18 protein-coding genes are annotated in these 17,660 nt (G+C 72.2%); 8 read left to right on the top strand and 10 right to left on the bottom strand.

Annotation, left to right across the window (positions count from 1 at the left end; all coding sequences use genetic code 11):
- The first annotated feature begins 98 nt into the window (after nucleotides 1–98).
- Nucleotides 99–950, top strand: a complete 852-nt coding sequence (locus FLL47_RS33625) for a universal stress protein (RefSeq protein WP_144126667.1) — start codon at nucleotides 99–101, stop codon at nucleotides 948–950.
- A 75-nt stretch (nucleotides 951–1,025) separates the two neighbouring features.
- Here FLL47_RS33625 and FLL47_RS33620 read toward each other — a convergent pair whose 3' ends face one another.
- Entirely contained in the window at nucleotides 1,026–3,953 is a 2,928-nt protein-coding gene (locus tag FLL47_RS33620; protein ID WP_144126666.1) for a poly(A) polymerase, read from the bottom strand.
- Between the two features lie 141 nt (nucleotides 3,954–4,094).
- On the opposite strand from FLL47_RS33620, the gene fdhA reads away from it, so the two are divergent.
- Nucleotides 4,095–5,297, top strand: a complete 1,203-nt coding sequence (gene fdhA / locus FLL47_RS33615) for a formaldehyde dehydrogenase, glutathione-independent (protein ID WP_144126665.1) — start codon at nucleotides 4,095–4,097, stop codon at nucleotides 5,295–5,297.
- Here fdhA and FLL47_RS33610 read toward each other — a convergent pair whose 3' ends face one another.
- Both FLL47_RS33610 and FLL47_RS33605 read right to left on the bottom strand, forming a co-directional pair.
- The gene (locus tag FLL47_RS33610) at nucleotides 5,298–6,239 is read right to left on the bottom strand and encodes an ornithine cyclodeaminase family protein (protein ID WP_144126664.1); all 942 of its coding nucleotides are present in this window, start codon (nucleotides 6,237–6,239) and stop codon (nucleotides 5,298–5,300) included.
- A complete protein-coding gene (locus tag FLL47_RS33605) occupies nucleotides 6,236–7,165 on the bottom strand; it encodes an IclR family transcriptional regulator (RefSeq protein WP_222106310.1) in 930 nt (309 codons plus the stop codon). The genes FLL47_RS33610 and FLL47_RS33605 overlap by 4 nt, the downstream gene beginning before the upstream one ends.
- Before the next feature lie 80 nt (nucleotides 7,166–7,245).
- On the opposite strand from FLL47_RS33605, the gene FLL47_RS33600 reads away from it, so the two are divergent.
- The 4 genes from FLL47_RS33600 (at nucleotide 7,246) to FLL47_RS33585 (ending at nucleotide 11,771) form a co-directional block, all read left to right on the top strand.
- Nucleotides 7,246–8,553: an amidohydrolase family protein gene (locus tag FLL47_RS33600; protein ID WP_144126663.1), complete on the top strand. Its 1,308-nt coding sequence runs from the start codon at nucleotides 7,246–7,248 to the stop codon at nucleotides 8,551–8,553.
- Nucleotides 8,550–9,617, top strand: coding sequence for a dipeptidase (locus FLL47_RS33595; RefSeq protein ID WP_222106309.1), 1,068 nt, complete (start codon nucleotides 8,550–8,552; stop codon nucleotides 9,615–9,617). The genes FLL47_RS33600 and FLL47_RS33595 overlap by 4 nt, the downstream gene beginning before the upstream one ends.
- A gap of 56 nt (nucleotides 9,618–9,673) precedes the next feature.
- Nucleotides 9,674–10,345: a class I SAM-dependent methyltransferase gene (locus FLL47_RS33590; protein WP_144126662.1), complete on the top strand. Its 672-nt coding sequence runs from the start codon at nucleotides 9,674–9,676 to the stop codon at nucleotides 10,343–10,345.
- Nucleotides 10,346–10,715: 370 nt separating this feature from the next.
- Nucleotides 10,716–11,771, top strand: a complete 1,056-nt coding sequence (locus tag FLL47_RS33585) for a TerC family protein (protein WP_144126661.1) — start codon at nucleotides 10,716–10,718, stop codon at nucleotides 11,769–11,771.
- Nucleotides 11,772–11,838: 67 nt separating this feature from the next.
- On the opposite strand, the gene FLL47_RS33580 is transcribed toward FLL47_RS33585, so the two are convergent.
- The 3 genes from FLL47_RS33580 to FLL47_RS33570 form a co-directional block, all read right to left on the bottom strand.
- On the bottom strand, nucleotides 11,839–12,309 hold the full coding sequence (locus FLL47_RS33580; RefSeq protein WP_186316062.1) for a GNAT family N-acetyltransferase: 471 nt from the start codon (nucleotides 12,307–12,309) through the stop codon (nucleotides 11,839–11,841).
- A 54-nt stretch (nucleotides 12,310–12,363) separates the two neighbouring features.
- On the bottom strand, nucleotides 12,364–12,909 hold the full coding sequence (locus FLL47_RS33575) for a hypothetical protein (protein WP_246158992.1): 546 nt from the start codon (nucleotides 12,907–12,909) through the stop codon (nucleotides 12,364–12,366).
- Nucleotides 12,910–13,049: 140 nt separating this feature from the next.
- Nucleotides 13,050–13,565 (bottom strand): hypothetical protein, encoded by a 516-nt coding sequence (locus FLL47_RS33570; protein ID WP_144126660.1) that lies wholly within the window; start codon nucleotides 13,563–13,565, stop codon nucleotides 13,050–13,052.
- A gap of 18 nt (nucleotides 13,566–13,583) precedes the next feature.
- Here FLL47_RS33570 and FLL47_RS33565 point away from each other — a divergent pair, with 18 nt between their 5' ends.
- Nucleotides 13,584–13,937, top strand: coding sequence for a hypothetical protein (locus FLL47_RS33565; protein WP_144126659.1), 354 nt, complete (start codon nucleotides 13,584–13,586; stop codon nucleotides 13,935–13,937).
- A 50-nt stretch (nucleotides 13,938–13,987) separates the two neighbouring features.
- On the opposite strand, the gene FLL47_RS33560 is transcribed toward FLL47_RS33565, so the two are convergent.
- The 4 genes from FLL47_RS33560 to FLL47_RS33545 all read right to left on the bottom strand — a co-directional run bounded on the left by FLL47_RS33560 (nucleotide 13,988) and on the right by FLL47_RS33545 (nucleotide 16,709).
- A complete protein-coding gene (locus tag FLL47_RS33560; protein ID WP_144126658.1) occupies nucleotides 13,988–14,563 on the bottom strand; it encodes a barstar family protein in 576 nt (191 codons plus the stop codon).
- A gap of 43 nt (nucleotides 14,564–14,606) precedes the next feature.
- Nucleotides 14,607–15,410 carry a hypothetical protein gene (locus FLL47_RS33555; protein ID WP_144126657.1) on the bottom strand — a complete coding sequence of 268 codons (804 nt, stop codon included), beginning with the start codon at nucleotides 15,408–15,410 and terminating at the stop codon, nucleotides 14,607–14,609.
- Nucleotides 15,411–15,561: 151 nt separating this feature from the next.
- Nucleotides 15,562–16,122, bottom strand: a complete 561-nt coding sequence (locus FLL47_RS33550) for a GNAT family N-acetyltransferase (protein WP_144126656.1) — start codon at nucleotides 16,120–16,122, stop codon at nucleotides 15,562–15,564.
- 107 nt (nucleotides 16,123–16,229) lie between these two features.
- The gene (locus FLL47_RS33545; protein ID WP_246158991.1) at nucleotides 16,230–16,709 is read right to left on the bottom strand and encodes a DUF5997 family protein; all 480 of its coding nucleotides are present in this window, start codon (nucleotides 16,707–16,709) and stop codon (nucleotides 16,230–16,232) included.
- A gap of 166 nt (nucleotides 16,710–16,875) precedes the next feature.
- Between FLL47_RS33545 and FLL47_RS33540 the strand changes: the two genes are divergently transcribed.
- Nucleotides 16,876–17,616 (top strand): LysR substrate-binding domain-containing protein, encoded by a 741-nt coding sequence (locus FLL47_RS33540; protein WP_246158989.1) that lies wholly within the window; start codon nucleotides 16,876–16,878, stop codon nucleotides 17,614–17,616.
- Nucleotides 17,617–17,660 lie beyond the last annotated feature (44 nt).

Genomic DNA, 17,660 nt, shown 5'->3' with positions numbered 1-17,660 from the left:
GCCGGCGACCCATGTCATGAGCTGCGAGGACACATAGGATGGAGACGGCGCAGCCGCTGCGGATCGGCCACAGGTTCCGACACCGCCGGAGGTGACCCATGCACACCCCGCTTCCCGCCCCGATCGTCGTCGGCGTGGACGGCTCGACGTCTGCCGACCTGGCGCTCCGCTGGGCGGCCGACGAGGCCCGGCTGCGCCACGTTCCCCTCAGACTCGTCCACGTCGTCGACTCCCCCGGGCCGCGCGGCGCGTACGGCTACCTCACCGACGACGTGACCTGCTTCGGCGCGGATCTGCTCGCCCGCGCCAAGGAGTTGATCGCCGACCGGCAGGTGCCCGCCACCGCCGCCGTCGTCTGCGACGGTGCCGCGCACGGGCTGATCCGCGCGGCTGCGGACGCCACCATGCTGGTGGTGGGCAGCCGCGGGCACGGGGGCTTCCACGACCTGCTCCTCGGCTCGACGAGTCTGCAGACCGCGATGCACGCCGCGTGCCCGGTGGCCGTGGTGCGCCCGCGGGCCGCGGACGCCGGCGAGCAGGGACGCATCGTGCTCGGCACCGACGGCTCGCCCCGCTCGGCCGCCGCGGCCCGGGTCGCCTTCGAGGAGGCCCGGCTGCGCCGGACCGGGTTGACCGTCGTGCACGCCTGGCGCGGATCGCTGCCCGAGGCCACCGCCGGGCTGTCCGAGGAGGACGCGTACGAGGTCAAGGCATGGATGGTGCTCAACGACGCGATCGCGCCATGGGTGTCGCGTTATCCGGACGTGCCGGTGCGCAAGGTGCTGCGCCGGGACTCGGCGGCCCGGACGCTGATCACCGAATCGGCCGGGGCCGAACTGGTCGTCGTCGGCTGCCGCGGGCGTGGCGGCTTCGCGAGCCTCGTCCTGGGCTCGGCCAGCCACGCTCTGCTGCATCACGCCGCCTGCCCGGTGGTGGTCGTGCACGGGTGACGGCGGTCGGCGGTCGGCGGTGCCCGCCCGGTGTCGGTAACGGGCGGGTCCGACTGCCGCCGCCAAGTGCCGGGGTCAGCACAGGGTCGGCACAGCCCCGTTGTCCACCAGGGCGGCCTCGACACCGGGCAGGTCGGCGGCCCACCGCTCGACGGCCGCGATCAGCGACGGGTCCACCCCGGCCGGGCCGAGACCGATGGCGTAGCGGGTCACCGGGCCTGTCCCGAACGGCCGCGGCCAGGCGTGCACCTGTGTGGCCCCGGCCTCGTCCAGCAGGCTGAGCAGCGCGCGCATCCGCCCGCGCACCCGGCCGAGCGTCTCGGCGTCGTCGGCCCGCACGCCGACCACGGCCCAGGACGCGTGACGGCGGTGCAGCGGAGGCGGCTCGGTGAGCACCGGCCACGGGTCCGTGCCGGTCTTCGACGCCTGCTCCAGCACCTCCCACGCCAGGTAGAGCTCCTGACCGAGCAGGTCCAACCCGCCGGGTCCGAGCTGCTCGGCGCAGCTGCGCACCGGCGCGGTCGGGGTCAGCACGGTCCCTCTAGGGTGTACGCCGCCAGGCGCATCGCCCAGCGCCACCGCCTGCCGCCAGTCCCAGGCCGCCCAGTCCGCGAAGAAGCGCTGCAGCAGCGCCTCGGCGGCGGCGTCGACCGGTGCGCCGAGCACGGTCCGCGCGGCGAGCACCGACCACGCCAGGCCGGGCAGCCCGCCGAACGGGGCCGAGTCGAGCCCCTTCGCCGTTGCCCAGCCCTTCACCTGCCGGGCGAGCAGCGCGAACGCGGCGTGACGCGAGCCGACCGCGGCGAGTACCGCGTCGGCGTCGCTGACCGCGCTCAGCGCGACGGCGGCCTCCTCCCCCAGCTCCGCGCGGCGGGCGACCCCCTCGGCGGGATCGAGCCCGCCCGTGCCGACGACCACCAGGTCGACGTCGAAGCCCCGGACCGACAGCCGCACCCTGGGCACCCGTGCCCCGGTCACCGATCGCACGGCGTCGGCGTCGGGCAGCGCGGCCGCCACCCGGGCCGTCACGTCGACCCCGTCGACCCGCCCCGGCAGCGCCGCCACCAGGTCGAGGTCGGCTCCGGGCAGGGCGCAGCCCATCCACCGCGACCCGGTGACGTGCACGACGCCCTCCGCGAACGCCGCCGCCAGCCGCTCGACAACCGACGAAGCCAGGTCAGCCTCGGCGGCCGACCCTGCTGGGCCGAACTCAGCGACTGCCGTGGCCGGGTCGTCCTTGGCCGCCGACCGCGCTGCGCCGCCTCTCGCGACCGACGCGGCCCGGCCGGGTGCGGCGGCCGACAAAGTCGCACCCGGCCCGGCGATCGGGGCCTGCGGGTAGGCCGGGTCGGGCAGCCAGCGCAGGTCGCCGGTGCCGAGCGCCAGCACGGCACGCGGGCGCATCGGCTCGTCGCCACGCCGGGACAGCAGCACCAGCTCGCCGACCTGCGCCCGTGATTCGCCGAGCCGGGCGGCGCAGGCGGCGGCGACGCGCTGCGGGTCGCGGCTGCGGCCCAGGCTCAGGTGCGGGGTGAAGCCCTCGGCGCGGCCCCGGCAGCGCGGGAAACGCTGCCGCAGCGCCTGCCACAGCCGAATCCACGGCGCGTCCCCGTCGGCGGCCGGGTCGAGCCAGATCGTCGCGTCGTCGCGATGGCCGAACGTGTGCACCCCGCGCAGCCGGGCGGGGAACGGCGGCGTCTGCGCGGCGGCCGCGGCCAGCAGCGGCGCGGCCCGCTCGAAGTCCGACTCGGGCACGAACCCGAACAGCACGTTCACGTGCGGCGGCCAGCGGTGGAACTGCGGGTCGTGGACGCGGCGCAGTTCCTGGACCGCCGGCCACACCCGCTCGGGCGGCAGCCACGCCAGCGCGGTCCGGGCGGTCGGTGCGACGTCGAGCACGTCGCTCTCCCCCGCCCCGGCGAAGGCCAGGTCGACCACGACGCCGTAGTGGTCCGACGGGTAGAGCCCGTCGGCCTGCGGCCGGTCGCCGACCAGCGCCGCTGCCACGGCCGACGCGCCGCCGCGCAGCAGGACCCGGTCCAGCCGCCGGGCGACCCCAGACAGCGACGACACGGCCGCCAGCGGGTTGACGACCGGGTCGAAGGTCGGCGTGACGTCGCCGGGCCCGTGCACCTGCGTCCAGGCGTCGTCCATGCCGAGCATCGCGGTGGGCGCGGCGCCGTCGTCGTTGAAGTCGCCGAGCAGCACCAGGTCTGCCTTGATGTCGGACAGGCCCTCGGCGAGCCGGGTCAGCTCGTCCTGCCGCCGCCGCGCGCCCTCGGCCGAGTGGTCGCTGCTCAGGTGCGTCGCCGCGACGGCCAGCGGCCCGGCCGCGGTGTCGACCACGACGGCGAGGACGGCCTTGTGCGGGGCGAGCCGGTGGCTGCCGGCCTCCCGTACGGGCAGCCGGCTGAGCAGCACCAGTCCACCGGGGGCGGCGGCGTCCGGGGCGGCGCTCAGGGTGTACCCGGCGCGGACCCAGGGCGCGGTGCTCAGCAGCGCGAGCAGTTCGGGCTCGGCCTCCTGGAGCGCGATGACGTCGGCGTCGGCGGCCTGGAGGGCCGCCAGCAGCAGTGGCCGCCGCCGGGCGGTGTCGATGCGGTCGCTGTCGTACCGGTCCCACAGCGTGTTCCAGGTGAGCAGGCGCAGCCGGCCGGGCGCGCCGGGCTCCGGGGTGGGCGCGGGACGCCAGCCGTGGCCCGGCTGAAAGGCGTGCGGGGTGCCCGGTGTGAAGAACGGCGCGGGCAGCAGGCCGTGGTGGCGCACCAGGCCCGCACCGGAGGTGTCGACGCGGTCAATGCCGGTGGCGCGGTCCCAGACGAGAACCCCGTCGGCCTCGATGAACAGCACCCGGTGCCACGGGATGTCGCCGCCGGGCGCGAACGCGGGCAGCGGCACCCGCTTGGGCTCGGCCCCGCGCTGGCGTACGCCGAGCACGAAGCGCTCCGGGTCGAACCGCGGATCCCAGCGCACCCGGTGGTAGATCTGCTCGCTGGTACGCATGTCCCCCGCCTGTCGAAGATCGAGACAAGTATGGACGGCACGCCTCGGCAACCCCACCGGATTTTCCGTCGCGATCATGATTGATCAGCCGTGAACTGGGAAAATAGAGCTGAGTGCCGCTAAACGAGGGGGTGGGCACCGATGCCGGGCAACAAGACCGTCGTCTACCAGGGCCCCGGGCACGTCAGCGTCGAAGACCTCGACTACCCGAAGCTGGAACTACAGGAACAGCACCGCAAGATCAATCACGGCGCGATCCTCAAGGTCGTCGCCACCAACATCTGCGGCAGCGACCAGCACATGGTCCGCGGCCGCACCACCGCCCCGGAGGGGCAGACGCTCGGCCACGAGATCACCGGCGAGGTGGTCGAGGCCGGACCGGACGTCGAGTTCATCAAGGTCGGCGACCTGTGCTCGGTGCCGTTCAACATCGCCTGCGGCCGGTGCCGCATGTGCATGGAGGGCCACACGGGCGTATGCCTCAACGTCAACCCGGCCCGCGCCGGTGCGGCGTACGGCTACGTGGACATGGGCGGTTGGCTGGGCGGCCAGGCGCAGTACGTGCTGGTCCCGTACGCGGACTTCAACCTGCTGAAGTTCCCGGACAAGGATCGGGCCAAGGAGAAGATCCTGGACCTGGCCATGCTGAGCGACATCTTCCCGACCGGATACCACGGCTGCTACACGGCGGGCGTGACCACCGGTTCCACGGTCTACATCGCCGGGGCCGGGCCGGTGGGGCTCGCGGCAGCCACGTCGGCGTTCCTGCTCGGCGCGGCGGTCGTCATCGTCGGCGACCTCAACGAGCAGCGGCTCGCCCAGGCCCGCAGCTTCGGCTGCGAGACCGTCGACCTGACCTCGGACGCCGCCCTGGCCGACATGATCGAGCAGATCACCGGGGACCCGGAGGTCGACGCCGCCGTCGACGCGGTCGGCTTCGAGGCTCGCGGGCACGGCGCGGACGCCGGCGAGGAGCCCGCCACCGTGCTCAACGACATCATGTCGATCGCCCGGCCGGCGGCCCGGCTGGGTGTTCCAGGGCTGTACGTCACCGGCGACCCCGGTGGCAAGGACGAGGAGGCAAAGGTCGGCAGCCTGCGGGTACGCATCGGTCTGGGCTGGGCGAAGTCGCACAGCTTCACCACCGGCCAGTGCCCGGTCAAGCAGTACAACCGGCAGCTGATGATGGCGATCCTGCACGACCGCACGCACATCGCCAAGAACGTGCACGCCACCGTGCTGCCGATCGACGACGCCCCGAAGGGCTACACCGACTTCGACCACGGCGCGGCCAGCAAGTACGTGCTGGACCCGAACCGCGAGCTGGTCGGCGCGGGCGTCTGACTACATGTCGACGGCCGTGCCGACGCCATGGGCGCGTGCCCAGTCGTGCACGACCGCGGCGGCGGCCACGTCGAGGGCGCCGTGACCGGTCGATTTGAACACCGTCAGCCCACCCCGGCCCGCCCGGCCGGGGTGGGTGCCGTCCAGCACCGCGCCGAGCAGCGTGACCCGGGCCGGGTCGACGCCCTGCAGCTCGTATGCCCCGGCGGGCGGCGGTGCGGCCACCGCTCCGGACCACTCCGCGAACAGTGCCGCCTCGGCGACCAGGGCCGGGTCCAGTTCGTGCCCGTGCGAGCCGCCGACCGAGCTGACGTGCGCGTGTTCGCGCAGCCAGGCCCGCGGGAAAACCGGCTCGGTCGCGCCGGTGCAGCAGAACACCACGTCGGCGTCGCGCACCGCAGCCTCGACGGTCGCCGCCTCGGCCGTGGGGTGCCGCGCAGCCAGCTCCGCCGCACGGGCGGTGTCCCGCCCGCCGACGACCACCGGGATCGTGGCGTCGAGCGCCGCGAGCATGGCGAGCTGGGCGGTGGCCTGCACGCCCGTGCCGATCACGGCGATCCGGGTGGGCAACCGCAGCAGCGCCCGCATGCTCAGCGTCGCCGACGCGGCGGTGCGTACGGCGGTCAGCGGCTCGGCGTCGAGCAGTGCACGCACCCGGCCGTCGTGCTCGTCGAACAGCGCCACCAGGCCTCGGTGCGAGCTACGGCCGGACTGCCCCGGCGTGGCGAAGACGGACACCAGCTTGGCCGCGAGACCGACGCCGGGCACATAGGCGGGCATCGCGCCGAGCAGCCCGCCCGGTGCCTGCGCGGCGATCCGCGGCGGCGCGGAGACCTCGCCCCGGCTGAGCGCGACCAGCGCGACCGACACCGCCTCCAGCACCCGCAGCGGGTCGAGCCCGCCCCGGGTCTGCTCCTTGTCCAGCACGAGCACGTGATTCATCGGCGGTTTCTCCCAACGGCGGGGCGGGTGGCGGTGGTCCGGTCGGCTCGCTTCGCACGAACGTCCTGCGGCTCGTCGGGCGGTGCTGCGGCGGGCAACGCCCCGGCAGCGGGCTCGGTGACCGCGGGTTCGGCCTCCGGGGTCGCGGTCACCGAAGGCGCGGTTGCGCCAGGAACGGTCGCCGCGGGCGCGGTCAGGGTGGCGGCCAGCGCGGTGGTGGCGTCGGCGAGTGCCCGTGCCAGCTCGGACAGGCGGGGTTCGGCGAATTCGGCGTCGGGTCCGACGAGGGTGACCGCGCACAGCGGCGCGCCGCCCGGTGCGACGACGGCCCGGCTCATCGAGCCGATCACCTTGTCGTTGCGGCCGTGCTCGACGGCGAACCCGGTCTCGCGGACCCGGGTCAGGTCGGCGAGCAGGCCGCCGGGACCGTCCAGCGGGTGCCCGGCCGCCTGCGCGACGGCCAGATACGGCCCGCGGGCCTGGTCGTCGAGCTGGGCGACCAGGGCGAGCGGCCCGGCGAACCGGTGCACGGGCAGCGCCTCGTCGCGCAGGTCGCTGATCATCTCCAGGCGCGGTGGGCGCACCACGTCGATCACGCGGGACCGGTCGGCTTCGAGGACCTGCAGGTTGACCATCATCCCGGTGCGCTCGGCGAGGTCCTCGAGCGTGGGACGGCACAGCGCGGCCAGCGAGCGCGTCGCCGCCGCGCGGGACACCTGCAACGCCACGGAGCCGGGCAGGTAGTGCTCCCCGGCGCGCTGCACCCAGCCACGGCGGACGAGGTCGAGCAGCACCCGGTAGGCCGTGGCACGGTGCAGGCCGACGGCCTGTGCCAGCTCACCGAGCCGGAGCGGTCGGTCGGCGCGGGCGACGGCCTCGATGAGGTCGAGCGCCTTGTCCACCGCCGAGCTGGCGGATCTCGGCACGGATCGCCTCCTGGGGTACAGTGCAGTGACGTTTCAGGTAACGATACAGACGTTACATCTGTTGTAACAAGGGAGCACCGATGGCCCACGTGGACGAGCCCGCGCCGACCCCGTACGCCCCGCCCGAGCCCGGCTCGGTCACCGCGTACCGCAACGCGACGCTCATCGACGGCACCGGGGGCCCGGCCCGCCCCGGCACCACGATCGTGGTCGACGGCGAGGCGATCATCGAGGTCGTGCCGGACGAGGCGGCCACCGTGCCCGACGGCGTGGCCACGGTCGACGTCGGCGGCGCGTTCGTGATCCCCGGCCTCATCGACTCCCACCAGCACCTGGCCACCCCGCCGAACCGGCCGGTCGCCGAGGCGGCGCTGCGCCGGCAGGTGTACGGCGGCGTCACCGCGATCCGTGACATGGCCGACGACCTGCGCCAGATCGCCGATCTGACCCGGGCCACCCGGATCGGCGAGATCCCCGGCCCCGACATCCACTACGCGTCGCTGATGGCCGGGCCCACCTTCTTCGACGACCCGCGCACCTGGCAGGTGTCCCAGGGCGGCACCCCCGGCCACGTGCCGTGGATGCAGGCCATCGACGACGAGACCGACCTGCCCCTCGCGGTCGCGATGGCCCGCGGCACGCACGCCACGGCGATCAAGGTGTACGCGGAGCTGCCCGGCGCGACCGTCGCGGCGATCACCGCGGAGGCCAAGCGGCAGGGCATCGCGGTGTGGGCGCACGCCGCGGTGTTCCCGGCGACGCCCACCCAGGTCGTCGCGTCCGGCGTGGACGCCGTCTCGCACGTGACCCTGCTCGCCCAGGAGACCGCGGACGAGCCGCTGACGTCGTACAAGACGAAAGCTCCGGTGGACGTCGAGCGGCTGGTGCGCGACGGCGACCCCCGCCTGGACGCCCTCTACGCGCTGATGCGCCAGCGCGGCACCGTGCTGGACGCGACCGGCAGCATGTGGACGTGGATGGCCGAAAACGCCGACGACGCCGAGGGCAAGGCACGGGCGCTCGCCAACGACGTGCTGTCGGCGAAGCTGACCGGCGACGCGTTCCGCGCGGGCGTGCTGGTCTCGACGGGCACCGACTACGAGACCGACCCCGCGCACCCGTTCCCGTCCCTGCACGCCGAGATGGCGTTCCTGGCCGACCGCTGTGACATCCCCGCCGAGGAGGTCATCCGCTGCGCGACGCTGGTCGGCGCGATCAGCATGGGCGCGCAGGACGTCATGGGCACCGTCGAGGCGGGCAAGCTGGCCAACTTCGTCGTGCTGGCCCGAGACCCGCGCGCCGACATGGCCAACCTGGACAGCATCGAGTACACCGTCAAGCGCGGCCGCCGCTTCGACCGCGGCGACTTCCGGAAGGACGAGCAGTGAGCACCGACTACATGATCATCAACGCGCTGGGCATCCTCGACAATCCCAACGCGGAGCACTCCCTCGCCGCCGCGCACAAGCTCGTCCAGGACAGCGACGACCTCACCATCGACGCGCGCACCATCGCCGACGCGCACGCCTCCGGCCTGACCGCGGTCAACATCACCCTCGGCTACACCATGGGCGACGCCGAGCCGTACGCCCACACCCTGCGCGAGATCGAGGTCTGGGACCGCTTCGTCGCCGACAACCCCGCCGAACTGGTGAAGGTGCTCACCACCGACGACATCCGCGGCGCACACCGCGACGGCAAGGTCGGCATCATCTACGGCTTCCAGAACGCCGTCGCCGTCGGCGACGACGCCACCCGCGTCGCCCAGTTCCACCACCTGGGCGTACGCGTCATCCAGCTGACCTACAACCAGGCCAACCACATCGGCGACGGCTCGATGGCCCCGCAGAACCGGGGGCTCACCGCGTTCGGGCACGAGGTCGTCGAGGCGCTCTGCGAAAGCCGGATCATGGTCGACCTGTCGCACAGCGGCGAGAACACCTGCCTGGAAGCCACCCGCGCGGCGAAGCTGCCGGTGTCCATCAACCACACCGGCTGCCGCGCCCTGGTCGACCTGCCGCGCAACAAGACCGACGAGGAACTGCGCCTGGTCGCCGAGCGCGGCGGCTTCGTCGGGATCTACTTCATGCCGTTCGTCAACGCCACCGGCCACGCCCGCGCCACCGACGTCGTCGACCACATCGCGCACGCGGTCGACGTGTGCGGTGAGGACTTCGTCGGCATCGGCACCGACGGCACCGTCACCTCCATCGACGACCTCGACGGCTACCGGGCGCAGCTCGCCGAGCACGTGGCGCACCGGCAGGCGGCGGGCGTCGGCGCGGCCGGCGAGCGCGCCGACACGTTCCCGTTCGTCGAGGACCTGCGCGGCGTGGACCAGTTCCACAAACTGATCCGGCTGATGGAGCAGCGCGGTTTCAGTTCCACCCGGATCGAGAAGATCATGGGCCGCAACTTCCTCGACTACGCCGACCGCATCTGGGCCGCCTGACGCCCTGAGCGAACGGGGACCGCCACCCGGCGGTCCCCTGCCTAGGCTCGGACGGCATGGGGACTGGAACGACCGCCGCGTACGACGCGCATGCCGACTGGTACAACGACTACATGTCACCCGCCGCGGGCGAATACCTGCGCCGGGTACACGGCACGATCGCCGACCTGCTGGGTCCCGGCGACGGGATCTGCCTCGACGTCTGCTGCGGCACGGGCGCGCACGTGCCCGCCGTCGCGGGTCTGGGCTGGACACCGGTCGGCGTGGACCTGTCCGCCGGGCAACTACGCCATGCCATGCACCGGCTGCCCGCCGCCGTGGCCGACGCCACGGCGCTGCCGTTCGGCGACGCCGCACTGCCCGCCGCCGTATGCGTACTGGCCAGCACCGACGTGCCCGACTACGGCGCGGTGATCCGCGACATCGGGCGGGTGCTGCGAACCGGCGGCCGGTTCGTGCACCTGGGCGTGCACCCGTGTTTCATCGGCGCGTTCGCCGACTGGAGCGGCCGGCCGCGGGTCGTCGTCGACGAACGTTATGCCGAGCGTGAGCACACCTTCGAGACCTGGAACCCGCACGGCGTACGCGCCCGTGTCGGCGGCTGGCACATCCCGCTCGCCGACCTGCTCAACGCCGTCATGGCTGCCGGCCTGCGCCTGGAACGGGTGGCCGAGGCCGGTGGCGGAGCCGTTCCGGACCTGTTCGGCTTCGTCGCCGTCAAACCCTGACCGCACCGCATCAGTGCCAGCGGTGACGCAGGCGGCCCTCGCCGGGGCCGCGGTACGGCGGGCCCATCAGCGCCAGCCCGGCGATGATCCCGCACGCCAGCAGCAACAAGGTGATCATGAACTCGATCATCGTCGCCTCCTCCGAACGACGTTCCCCTTCCACGATCACCGGCCTGCCCGGCCCCGGCAAGCACATCCGTCCCACCGGTCACCCTCAGCAAACTCACAGTCGGCAGCGGTACGCTGACCACTGCGAGGGGAGTACCTCAGCAGACCGCTCCGGTCATTACGGCCGGCCATCCGGCCCCGGACGGTCGCCCGCGTCTCGCGGGTGAGGGAGACCTCAGACGTATACGTCTGGAGTCTCCGCATGCCTGGCGAAACCGCTGCCTCCTCCCTGACCACCATCGGCACCCCGTGGCTGTGGGCGGCCACCCTCCTCGTCCTGCTCGGGCTGCTCGCCGTCGATTTCCTCATCACGCGCCGCCCGCACGCCGTGAGCATGCGCGAGGCCGTCGGCTGGAGCGTCTTCTACCTCGCGCTGCCGGTCGCGTTCGGATTCTTCGTGTGGTGGCGCTTCGGCGGCACGCCCGCGGTCGAGTTCTTCACCGGGTACGTCGTCGAGAAGTCCCTGTCGGTCGACAACCTGTTCGTGTTCATGCTGCTGCTGGCCGCGTTCGCGGTGCCGTCGCAGCTCGCCCAGCGGGTGCTGCTGTACGGCATCGTCGGTGCGCTCGTGCTGCGCGCGGTGTTCATCGCCGCCGGCGCCGCCGTGCTGCAGACGGGCACCTGGGCGTTCGTGCTGTTCGGCGGCGTGCTGCTGGCCACCGCGGGGAAGGTGCTGCGCGACGCGCTCCGCGGCGGCGCACACGAACTCGACATCGACCGGATGCGCAGCGTACGGCTGCTGCGCAGGTTCATGCCGGTCACCGACGAGTACCACGGCTCGCGCCTGACGGTGCGCCGCGGCGGCGTGCGCGCGCTGACCCCGATGGCGCTGGTCGTCGCCGCGGTCTTCATGACCGACGTGGTGTTCGCCGTCGACTCGGTACCCGCCGTGTACGGCGTGACCGAGGACCCCTACCTCGTCTTCGCCACCAACGCGTTCGCCCTGCTGGGCCTGCGAGCGCTGTACTTCGTGCTGCACAACGCGCTGAGCAGCCTGCGCTACCTCAACCACGGCCTGGCGCTCATCCTCGCGTTCATCGGCGTCAAGCTGGTGCTGCACTGGGCGCACGGGGTCTGGCCGGTGCTGCCGGAGGTGCCGACGCTGCTGTCCCTGGGCGTCATCATCGGCGTGCTGGTCACCGTCACGCTCGCGAGCCTGGCCGCCAACCGCCGTGACGCCCGCGCGCTCGACGCGGCGGCCGGAGACGAGCAGCACGAAACCCCGTTGCCCGCAGCCGCCCACGGCCCGCGACGCTGACAAGCCGGCTGGATCGGGTACAGCTCTGTCGGCACAACGGCCACGAACAGGCCATCTCACGATGGACCTATGCCCGGGGCAGCACCAGGCGCATGATGACTTCGCCGTGCGGGTCGACCTCGCCGGTCGGGATGAACCCGAGGCGCTCGTAGAACCCGGCCGGACCGCCGTCGTCCGGCACGTAACTCGTCAGCAGTTCCGTCGCGCCTTCGGCCCTTACGAGTTCCACGATCTGCCGCACGACCTCGAAGCCGTAGCCGCGGCCCTGGTGGCGCTCGTCGACGAGTAGTTTCCACAGAAACCACGGCCCGTTGATCTCCGGTGGCTGCGGCTCCACGTTCCAGCTCAGCATCACGAACCCGACCGGCTCGTCGTTCGCGTAGACCGCCCTGTACCACGGCTTGGCCTGGGGGTACTCGACAGCTTCCCGCAGCGAACCGCGCACCGACGAGACGAACCGTTCCTGTCCGGGTGCGACGCGCAGTTCGAGGACCGCGTCGCGGTTGCCGTCGGTGATCTCGCGGAGGGCCACGGCCATGCGGCGAGCCTAACAGTCAGGCGACGCGGCAGCGCCTGCCCGAATACGGGCCGGTCAAGCCGGGTTCGGGCCGCCGGTGGCGAACAGGTCGCCCTGGTCGGCCGCGGCGAGGTCGATGCCGCTGTGCACTGGTGCCGGCCTGGCCGCGACCGGGGCCGAGAACAGCCGCCGCCCGGAAGCATCCTTGCGGCTGGTCACCTCGCACGTCACCAGCCGCACGAGCCCGTCGGGGGCGGTGAACGGACCGGTTCCCCAGCGCAGCCAGACCGCGACGCGGCCCTCGGCGGCTTCGGCGGTCAGCTTCTCCAGGGTGCGGCGCCGCTCCGACTGGTCGATCTCGACCACGATCGGGGCCTCACCGGAGCGGGCGACGCCCACGTCGACCCAGGAGTGCCGGTCCTCGTACGGCGGGGGCAGCTTCACCACGCTGCGGGCCCGGCGGTAGACCCGCCAACCCTGCGCGCTCCCCCACGCCAGCACGGCCTCGGTCAGCAGCTCGGTGACCTGGTCCGCGTCGCGATCCGTGAAGGTCACCGTGGCGAGCCACGCCTGCAGCGAGCCCGCGACCCGATCCGAGTCGTCCACCGCACCGCTTCCCACCGGCACACCTTAACCAACGGGCGGAGGATTCGAATCCCGGTAGCTCTTCCCAGAGACTTTCAGTCCTCGCCAGCGACCAGGCCATCGGACACGGCCTGCCCCGCTGGCCAGGCGATCCGTAGGTTCACGGTTCGCCAGGCTTACAGCTTGGCCGCGGGTTGGGGTAGGGCTGCGCGCCGGGTCAACTCTGCAAGCAGAGTGGCCATCTCGGCATCGGTCAGCGCGACCATGCCCGCTCGGACGCCGGTGCCGACGAAGGCCGGTGTCGGATAGCGCCGCCCATCCCGCAGGTCGACCCAGAGCACGCGAGACTTCTCCCGGTGGGGCCGAACGGTGAACGCCTCGACCCGGTCATACTCGATCATCAGAGGCTGACGCCCGGCGTGCAGCCGGAGAGCTGTCTCGTCGGCGAAGACGCCCACGGACAACGCCCGGCGGCAGAACCAGGCCAGGACCATGAACGGGGCCATCAACGGGGCGGCCTCGACGAGGTCCGACCCTCGTTCCACTACCGCAGCGATCCCTATCGCCACCGATTGCACAACACCGATCCAGTAACCCATCAACATGAGGAGCCGCTGCGGGACGTCCGGTGTCAGGCGATTGCTGCCAGCGGGAGTGAAGGGCGAGAAGGCCACAGCCGAATTCTGGGTCATGGCGGTACCTGGCGCTACATGATCGAGCCGGTGATGCGGATTCGAGATCGGCGTCGGACGCCACGGAACACGCACGGAATGATCCAGGAGCGGAGAGGCATCAAAGCGCATCATCTGCACATGCCTCAAGTCGTGCACGAACTGGTCCGGGATGCCGCTGCGCCCTTCCTGAGGGGCGAGACATCTGTCATCGACTTCACCTATGCGTTCAGAGCCGCCGTTGATCAGGTCACGCAGACGCGGCCCCTGCATGGGCAGGAAGTCGATCTTTTCTTTGCTCTTGAGTCTTGGGAGTCCGCGGGTTGGGCTGAACGGCTGGCAGCCGTGGACCGTCTGCGCTCCCTCGTCGCGTCGATCAACGACGCGCGCTGACCAGACGCGATCTTGGACCGGCGGCGTTGCCGCCATGTTCCCGTAACCCGTCAAAACCAGCCGGACTCGCCCGCGGCTCCGGGCCAGTCCTCGCCGGTGAGGGTCACGGCCAGGCGCCCGTCCTTGAGAGTCACGCCGACGTCCATGCCGCTTGCCGCAGCGTCGACGAAGGCGGCGGGCAGGGTGTCGGCGAGGAGGAAGACGAAGTGCAGGGAGAACGGCGGCCTGTCCCCGAGCGGGACGCCGTCGGCGTCGAGCTGAAGGTTGGCCTGCCACGCCGCCTGGCAGAGCACCGAGACGAACAGGCCCAGAAACTTGGCACCGAGCAGTTCGTCGGCGTTGTCGATCACGATCGCGACGTTCTTCGTGCTGCTCCCGTGGCCGTGCCAGTCGTGCAGGCAGTCCGCGAGCGCGTCCCAGTTGTGGCCGAAGTAGCCAGGGAAGGACATCTCGCGGGCGAAGGCGGCGAACAGCGATGCCGGCTCTCGCAGTTCCTTGCCGTCCAGCCGGAACACGCGTCCGCCCTGATCCCGAAGCTGGGTGACTTCGGCGCTCACCCACGGGTCGTCAGCGCGGGTGAAGACGACCCATGGCGACCTGCGCTCGGTGAGGGTCGGGGTGCTCATGCCCGAATCCTTGCACGGGTGTACACGACTGTTTCGCCTCGCGTCACCGCGGCCGTGCCTCGCCGACGACGCGCGTGACGATCATGCCGGCGAGCAGTAGCACGATACCGAGCAGCGTGCAGCCCCGGACGCCTGCCGTCATGATCGGGTCCCAGATGGGCATGGGTTCGACGGTGGCCGGGTTGAGTAGGTACTGGGTGACCGCGATCGAGACGACAACGACGGCTGCGGGAACCAGCAGGACCAGCCCAGCGATCCAGGGCCCTCTGCCCCAGGGGGATACCGGCCGCCTGCGTGGCTGCGCCGACAGCAGCCAGCCCAGGGCGATGCCCAGCAGCGCTCCGAGCAGGGTCAGGCTTGGCACTGGGCCGGGTTCGGCGCGTTCGATCACCAGGTCCACGTCGGCCGAGGTGGCGGTGGCGGGGAATCCTCCGCTGTCGTGGATGGTCAGGTGCCACTGGTCTTTGCGGGCGGCGTATCCGTAGTCGGGCACGTTGTCGACTTCCCAGCCCGCGGCCGCGAGCCGGTCCGCGGCTGTCTGGACGAACCGGACCGGATCGGCGTCGGTCGCCAGTGTCAGCACGACGTATCCGGAGTAGTAGTCATCGCCGCCCACCAGCGCGACCTGGACCGGGGACTGGCCCGGGTCGTAGTCGAACGTGCTGGGATCGACCTCTGTCTTCGTGATCGGCACGCCGGGGAAGGCCGTCGCGGCGATCGCCTGCGCTTGCTCGGTGGTGGGCAGCGCGGGTGCGTCGCGCCATCCGAGCCAGCCGCCGAGTGCCGCGCCCAGGACACCGAAGACGAGTGCTGTGCATACGCTCAGCACGACTGCCTTTGACTTCATCTTCGCTCCAGAACCAGTGGCGCGGCGGCATCGGTGGAACATCGCGGCTCCAGGTGGACGCGGCAGTCTGGCCGACCGTCGTCCGCCCAAGCGCGAGTCGCTCAGTCTGGCATCAGACACGGAGCCGCTGCTTCGGCCGGGCAGGTGACGGCTACCGCCGCTGCTCCCAGTCGGTCCGGGTGAGGTCGTACTCGACTTCGCCGTGCTCGGAGCCTTCGATCGCCTCAGGCCAGTCGCCGGTGAAGTTCCGCAGGAACAGCAGGCCCGCCTTCTCCATCACGCGCCTGGACCGGGTGTTGACCGCCATGGTGTTCGCGGTGATCCGTTCGACCCCGAGGTCGGTGAACCCTTTGCTGATCAGCGCCCGGGATCCCTCTGCGGCGTACCCCTTGCCCCAGGTGGCCTTGTTCAGCCGGTAGCCGAGCTCGACCACGGCGGCGCTGTGCTCGTCCAGGGGGCGGAACTCGAACCAGCCCAGAAACGTTCCGGTGGACTTCTCCTCAGCGGCCCAGTAGCCGCGGGTGCCGAAGCACGGGTAGTCGTGGAGGAGCCGTGGCAGGGTCTGCCCCTGGATGGTCTCGCGACTGGCCGGCTTGCCACCGTTGATGAAGCGCATGACCTCGGGGTCGTTGTCCAGTGCGTGGAGATGGTCGGCGTCGGCGTCGGTGAACGGGCGCAGCACGAGCCGTTCGGTCTCCAGGAAGACATGCATGTCGCGATCCTCACTGCCGAAGGCAGGGCCCGCCACCGGATATCGCAGCAGCCCGGTGCGGGCGACTGTGCACGCAGCAAGGTCCTGAGGCGCTGCGCCCAGGTCGGTCAGCGCCGCGGCGACCGGCCGCCCCGGCTCGTCGGGGTCTTGCGGCGCGCGGCGGGTTTGGCCGCCTTGGCGGGCTTGGCGGGAACCGTGATCTTCTCGGCGGCGGCGTCGTTCTGCAGTTCCTGCAGCCGCCGCTGCTCCCGCTGCGTCTCCGCGTGGGTCGCGCGCTCGCGGATCAGCCACTCCGGCGGGTCGGCGGCCAGGTCCGCGATCTGGGCGGTGGTGAGCGCCTCGGTGATGCCCGCACGGGCCAGGCCGCTGTTGGACACCCGCAGCCGCGCGGCGACCACGTTGCGCGGGTGCGGGCCGTCGCGGCGCAGGTCGGACAGCCACTGCGGGGGGTTGCGCTGGAGCTCGTCGAGCTCCTCACGCGATACCAAGCTCTCCTGGAACTCCTGCGGCGTGGCGGGCAGGTAGACGTCAAGCTTCAGCGCCGCCGTGGCGGGCTTCATCACCTGGGACTTTTTGGGCTTGGTCACCACCTCAGCCTAGCGACCCGGCGGTCGGCCGGGCCGGTCGCCCCTGACCGGCGTGCCGACTGTCACCGGCCGGGTGGCGGGCCGCCCGGTACCCTGACCAGGTTGCGCATGAGATGAGCGCGGCCCGATCGCCGGCGTCCGACCGGTCGACGCTCCGGAGGTAACCGTGCCCGATGATCGCCCTCCCGCGACGTTCCGTCTGCTGGTCGTCCCCGGCGTCACCATGGACAAGTGGAGCCGCCTGTGGTCCGAGCGGCAGCCGAAGGTGGGCCTGGAGCTGGTGCCCGTCGAGGTCGCGCAGGCCGCCGCGCTGCTGTCCGCCGAGGCCGACGCCGGGCTGCTGCGGCTGCCGGTCGATCAGGACGCCTTCCACGCCATTTCGCTGTACACGGAGACGACGGTCGTCGTGGTGCAGCGCGAGCACCTGTTCGCCGCGGCCGACGAGGTCACCGTCGCCGATCTCGCCGACGAGACGCTGCTGCTGCCCGACGACGGCGTGATCGACTGGACGGGTCCGGCGGGTGTGCCCGGCACGGTGGCCGAGCACCGCCCCGCCACCACGGCCGACGCCGTCGAACTCGTCGCCGCCGGGGTCGGTGTGCTCGTCGTGCCGCAGTCGCTGGCCCGCGCCCATCACCGCCGCGACCTCACCTACCGCGTGATCAGCGACGCCCCGACGTCGTCGGTCGCGCTGGTGTGGTCGCGCGACCGGTACACCGACCTGGTCGAGGAGATGATCGGGATCGTCCGCGGCCGGACCGCGAACAGCACCCGTGGCCGGACCCCGGCCGAGCCGCCCGCACCCGCGGCCAGGAGCACGAACCGGCCCAAGCCCGCAACCGGGCAGACGGGTGCCCGCCGCAGCGGCACGAACCCGCGCACGCCTCCCAAGCGCCGGGGGCGGTGACCGCAACGTGCCGCCCGGCCGACGGACGCAGCGGCCATCAGGCA

The sequence above is a fragment of the Catellatospora sichuanensis genome, assembly GCF_007483665.1.
Classification (GTDB): domain Bacteria; phylum Actinomycetota; class Actinomycetes; order Mycobacteriales; family Micromonosporaceae; genus Catellatospora; species Catellatospora sichuanensis.
The sequence above is the reverse complement of the archived record's forward strand: the minus strand, read 5'-3'. Positions and strand labels throughout refer to the sequence as shown.

Excerpts from the sequence above, each read along its gene's own strand:
- FLL47_RS33610 (WP_144126664.1), bottom strand. The coding sequence starts at position 6,239 with ATGAATCACGTGCTCGTGCTGGACAAGGAGCAGACCCGGGGCGGGCTC.
- FLL47_RS33625 (WP_144126667.1), top strand. The coding sequence starts at position 99 with ATGCACACCCCGCTTCCCGCCCCGATCGTCGTCGGCGTGGACGGCTCG.
- FLL47_RS33550 (WP_144126656.1), bottom strand. The coding sequence starts at position 16,122 with ATGCATGTCTTCCTGGAGACCGAACGGCTCGTGCTGCGCCCGTTCACC.
- fdhA (WP_144126665.1), top strand. The coding sequence starts at position 4,095 with ATGCCGGGCAACAAGACCGTCGTCTACCAGGGCCCCGGGCACGTCAGC.
- FLL47_RS33620 (WP_144126666.1), bottom strand. The coding sequence starts at position 3,953 with ATGCGTACCAGCGAGCAGATCTACCACCGGGTGCGCTGGGATCCGCGG.
- FLL47_RS33570 (WP_144126660.1), bottom strand. The coding sequence starts at position 13,565 with ATGACCCAGAATTCGGCTGTGGCCTTCTCGCCCTTCACTCCCGCTGGC.
- FLL47_RS33560 (WP_144126658.1), bottom strand. The coding sequence starts at position 14,563 with ATGAGCACCCCGACCCTCACCGAGCGCAGGTCGCCATGGGTCGTCTTC.
- FLL47_RS33580 (WP_186316062.1), bottom strand. The coding sequence starts at position 12,309 with ATGGCCGTGGCCCTCCGCGAGATCACCGACGGCAACCGCGACGCGGTC.
- FLL47_RS33600 (WP_144126663.1), top strand. The coding sequence starts at position 7,246 with ATGGCCCACGTGGACGAGCCCGCGCCGACCCCGTACGCCCCGCCCGAG.
- FLL47_RS33565 (WP_144126659.1), top strand. The coding sequence starts at position 13,584 with ATGATCGAGCCGGTGATGCGGATTCGAGATCGGCGTCGGACGCCACGG.
- FLL47_RS33585 (WP_144126661.1), top strand. The coding sequence starts at position 10,716 with ATGCCTGGCGAAACCGCTGCCTCCTCCCTGACCACCATCGGCACCCCG.
- FLL47_RS33555 (WP_144126657.1), bottom strand. The coding sequence starts at position 15,410 with ATGAAGTCAAAGGCAGTCGTGCTGAGCGTATGCACAGCACTCGTCTTC.
- FLL47_RS33590 (WP_144126662.1), top strand. The coding sequence starts at position 9,674 with ATGGGGACTGGAACGACCGCCGCGTACGACGCGCATGCCGACTGGTAC.